The organism is Anaeromassilibacillus sp. An200, assembly GCF_002160025.1.
GTDB classification, from domain to species: domain Bacteria; phylum Bacillota; class Clostridia; order Oscillospirales; family Acutalibacteraceae; genus Caccousia; species Caccousia stercoris.
Genome location: NZ_NFJU01000085.1, coordinates 1 through 4,574 on the forward strand (window position 1 = coordinate 1; position 4,574 = coordinate 4,574).

4 protein-coding genes and 1 pseudogene are annotated in these 4,574 nt (G+C 49.8%); 3 read left to right on the forward strand and 2 right to left on the reverse strand.

Going from position 1 to position 4,574, the window contains the following annotated elements:
- The coding region (locus tag B5F35_RS17575; RefSeq protein WP_140401283.1) for a hypothetical protein at positions 1-1,122 on the reverse strand (1,122 nt) is incomplete at its 3' end.
- A gap of 315 nt (positions 1,123-1,437) precedes the next feature.
- Between B5F35_RS17575 and B5F35_RS17580 the strand changes: the two genes are divergently transcribed.
- Entirely contained in the window at positions 1,438-2,037 is a 600-nt protein-coding gene (locus tag B5F35_RS17580; protein ID WP_087242918.1) for a hypothetical protein, read from the forward strand.
- On the opposite strand, the gene B5F35_RS17585 is transcribed toward B5F35_RS17580, so the two are convergent.
- Complete coding sequence (locus B5F35_RS17585) at positions 2,034-2,483, reverse strand: hypothetical protein (RefSeq protein ID WP_087242920.1); 450 nt, start codon at positions 2,481-2,483, stop codon at positions 2,034-2,036. The two genes, B5F35_RS17580 and B5F35_RS17585, sit on opposite strands and share 4 nt — an antisense overlap.
- A 179-nt stretch (positions 2,484-2,662) precedes the next feature.
- Between B5F35_RS17585 and B5F35_RS17590 the strand changes: the two genes are divergently transcribed.
- Positions 2,663-3,064, forward strand: coding sequence for a plasmid mobilization protein (locus B5F35_RS17590; RefSeq protein WP_087242922.1), 402 nt, complete (start codon positions 2,663-2,665; stop codon positions 3,062-3,064).
- Positions 3,036-4,469 (forward strand): annotated as a pseudogene (locus tag B5F35_RS17595) (relaxase/mobilization nuclease domain-containing protein); the annotation flags it as partial. The gene B5F35_RS17590 and the pseudogene B5F35_RS17595, both read left to right, overlap by 29 nt.
- Positions 4,470-4,574 lie beyond the last annotated feature (105 nt).

Sequence of the window (4,574 nt, forward strand, 5' to 3'; positions counted from 1 at the left end):
AATATATTTCATCAAGTTTGCCATATCTCCGGCAATCCCCAAATAAGTGTCGGAGAGATTATACTTTTTGCCAAACTGCTGCACAAGGGTGCGCATATCGGAGAGCTTTGCGTTGAAGTCCGCCATAAAAGCGTCCTTGCTGCTGCAATCCAGATTGGCAAATAGGTCGGAAATTTCAAGGCCGGTGTGAACGGAATCATTTTCCTTTTGCGACCAGCCAATGCCGCCGTAGCCACTGTTCATGCTATTGTTTAGCTTTTGAATATTTTGGACGCTTTTTTCATAAAGCCGCCCGATGCCGTCTGCAAACATTTCACCTACCGCTCCATAGTCTTTGCCGTAGTATTCACCGATAGATTTTGCAAGACCTTTTTGAGCGTATGCAAAGGAATCCATTTGGCCTACGGAAGTTTGATTCAAAACCCCTTCCAAATCTTTGCCCAATGATTGCAGCTCAAAAAGCTGTCCAACTCCGATTTCGGAGCCGCCAATAGTCAACTTTGTCTGGACACTGCTCAAATCAATCTCTTTGCCATCCTTGATCTGCTGGGCCAGTTCCAGAACGACATCTTCCATTTGTTCTTTCATGGCGGCGACATCCTGTTCTGTATAGCTGCCATTGGTCAGAAAATCCAGGGTATCACGGATAAAACCTTCATCTTGAATATCCCGAAAACGGAAGGTTTCATTTTCACCCAATGTACTGTACTTTTGAGCGGCCTCCTTTAGAAAATCCGTGGTGTGATAAAAGAAACCATGGGTAGCGGCGCCTTTGGCAGCACTCCGGTTAGCCTCATCGGGAAATGTGATAAACTGGCCGTCTGCTCCGATCCGGGATTCCACTTTAATTCCACCCCACAGGTTGTTGACAATCGTTTTCCCATCTTCATCCACTTGTGCCCCGTTGGGAAACATACCTTCTGGAATTTCAGGAGTAATATCAGGGATACTGCTGTCACTAAAATCTACGGTATCGAAAGAGGGCGGGGAAAGACGCGCTTGCTCGCCAACAGCTGGCTGTGTATTTCCTTGACCGGATTGGGTGCTTTTATATATAGTCCACCCGCTGTTGACCAGCTCGGACGAAAGCTGACCGTTTATATTTGGTACTTGCCATGACATCGTGAAAAACACCCCTCACATAAATTCTTTCTAATGGTTATATCGACCTGTTTTCTTGAATTTTAATATAAAGCAGCAAACTCTGAAAAGCTTTATTGCACAAGCAAAATGCTCATATGTCTTAAAGGAGCACGCAGAAATTTGGCAGACAGCCACTCACTATTCTGTAAATTCTCCATCTCTTTTGCTTTTGTGTTCAAACAACTTAATTTTCTTTCAAAATAGCCGAAAATACAATTAGAGTATTTAATATTGACACACAACTTTCTTAAGCTGGTTTTGAGACTTTGCACAAGGTAAAAGGAGGGACAAAAGATGAATATATCTTCTACTACCATTTCTGGTTCACTCTATATCCCGAACACACGCAATGCGGTGGCGAAAGGTATGTCACAGGCAGCCAGTACCAAGTTCAGCAGAGAGGATACCGTGGAAATCAGCGGGAAAAAGGATGCAGAGAACACTTCTGCAACTACAGAGTTTGAGAACAACACCTCATTGCCGGACGCAGTTGTTGAAAATATTCGGAGAATGGCGAGAGAAGATGCCAAAAAGGGCGTTTATATGGATGAGGAATATGTTGCATATCGGTACGCCTATAAAAATCAGCATATTTCTCCAGACCGTCCCAAACTTCTGATGGGGTTAAATAAAATTCTTTCTACCTTGCCCCATATCGTCAATCGGTTTCAGACTTTTTCCTTGATGGGTTGCCGGGCGACTGTCGATTTTTATAGCTCTTTTTCCGCGTTTTATAACAGTAATGGAGAAAAAATTATGACTTGTGATTCCGACGGTGATGTTATGGAATTTCCAACAAAGGCGGAAAGCAAGTATTACAGCGAAACGACAGCCGTTTATGCCGAAGCCTATGATGCGGCCCGTGCAGAGATGAAAGCTACCGCCCAAGGCTAAGCACAGCCGCCTGCAGATACAGTTACCATAGCATAAAATTTGTTTAACATAGCGATTGCCACAACTAATAACACCGAAAGCAGTAAGTCTTGAAAAAGATTTGCTGCTTTTTTTGCGCCCATTTTTGGCAAAACAGGCAAGGCGGTGGTGTTTAGAGTGAACGGGAAATTTTTCTGTCTGCCCGGTTGCCATTTTCGGGTTTTCTGTATTACTAAAGCGAAAAGGTTCCAGTCAGCGGGCAATAACCCTGTATCTTGGATTATTAGTAGCAGAAAAAGACAAACGGATTGCCAAAACCGGCTCCTGATGAACGAGTAGTAGGCAAAGGAGAATTTGCAAAAAGCATTTATACAAACCGGGAAAAAGTGGCGGACGGAAGTGAGGGGAAGTTTGCAGTCACGGAGAGCAAGTATCGACCAGTGTACCAAATTTCTCTTTTCGCTCATTTGCCCCCGGTCAGATACTTGTTGGGGTTGCCACCCCAAACCCGCCTTTTGCGGCTTACGCCGCCGAAAAATCCCCCGCAAATATTTTTGGGATTTTTCAAAAACAGTTCCGATTTACACCCTGTTTTTCTCCTATCAGTGAGAGGACAAACAGCAACAACGAAAGGAGTTGAGCCACCATGCCACACAAGACCTACAACACCCCCAAGCGGAAATGTGTTGTCAAGACCCGTCTGACCGAGGACGAGCACAGAGCCTTTGAGGACAAATGCGCAGCCCTCTCCATGAGCCAGTCCGAGTATATCCGGCAAGCCATATTTTACAGCCGGATTTCTCCTGTTATCCGGGTGACTGCCCACAGCGAGGAAATGCTCACCGCTGTATCTTCCCTTGTGGCGCAGTACGGGAAAATCGGCAGCAACCTAAACCAGATTGCCCGGTATCTGAACGAATACGGCGCACCGTACAACGCCCTGTCCAGCGAAGTGAGAGCCGCCGTTTCCGACCTTGCCGCCCTCAAATTCGAGGTGCTGAAAGTGATAGGTGAAGCCTATGGCAACGATCAAGCATATCAGCTCTAAAAATGCCGACTACGGAGCCGCCGAAGCCTATCTGACCTTTGAGCATGACGAGTTTACCATGAAGCCCATCCTTGATGAAACTGGGCGGCTTGTTCCCCGGCAGGACTACCGCCTGGACACGCTGAACTGCGGGGACGAGGATTTTGCCCTGTCATGTATCCGGGCAAATCTGCGGTACGGCAAGAACAGCAAACGGGAGGACATCAAGAGCCACCACTATATCATCAGCTTTGACCCACGGGACGCAGCCGACAATGGCCTGACCGTTGACCGGGCGCAGGCGTTGGGGCTGGCCTACTGCAAAGAGCATTTTCCCGGACACCAAGCCCTTGTCTGCACCCACCCGGACGGACACAACCACAGCGGCAATATCCATGTGCATATTGTCATTAACAGCCTGCGGATTGAGGAAGTGCCGTTCCTGCCCTACATGGACAGGCCAGCCGACACGAAAGCCGGTTGCAAGCACCGCTGTACCGACGCGGCCTTGCGCTACTTCAAGTCCGAAGTCATGGAGATGTGCCACCGGGAGGGGCTTTACCAAATCGACCTCTTGAACGGCAGCAAGAACCGCGTCACAGACCGGGAGTATTGGGCGCAGAAAAAGGGACAGGCCGCACTGGACAGGCAGAACGCCCCCATGATTGCAGGCGGTATCACGCCCCGGCAGACCAAGTTTGAAACGAACAAGGAGAAGCTGCGGCAGACCATACGCGCCGCGCTGTCTACAGCGGCCTCATTCGAGGACTTTTCCTCTCTGCTGCTGCGGGAGGGCGTGGCCGTCAAGGAGAGCCGGGGGCGGCTTTCCTACCTTACGCCGGACAGGACAAAGCCCATTACCGCCCGGAAGCTGGGTGACGACTTTGACCGCGCCGCTGTCCTTGCCGTTTTGGAGCAGAACGCCGCCAGAGCCACAGAAAAGGCCGCGGCCATACTCGAATACCCCCGGCGTGGGAAAACCGGCATACAGCCCACAAAAGCCCCTCAAACCGCCCCGAAACAGGACGGCGTGCAGCGGCTTGTGGACATTGAGCAGAAGAAAGCCGAGGGCAAAGGCCGGGGCTATGAACGCTGGGCGACCATGCACAACCTCAAACAGATGGCCGCGACGCTGAATGTGTATCAGGAATACGGCTTTACTTCCCCGGAGCAGTTGGAAGCCGCCGTTGATACCGCCTATCAGGAAATGCGCCAGACCAGCGGCGAACTGAAAGCACTGGAAACGAAGCTACAAGGGAAAAAGGAGTTGCAGCAACAGGTACTTGCCTATGCCAAGACCAAGCCCGCCCGCGACGGACTGAAAGCGCAGAAATCCGAGAAAGCCCGCGCCGCATACCGGCAGGCGCATGAGAGCGACTTTATCATAGCCGACGCAGCCGCCCGGTATTTCCGGGAGCATGGCATTTTTCAACGCCTCATGAAATGCCATCACAGCTGAGAATGAAAATAAAGGCAGTGCATAGGACGGCGGCATCTGCTACACTAAAGTCAGCAGGCGTAGTCCGGTTGC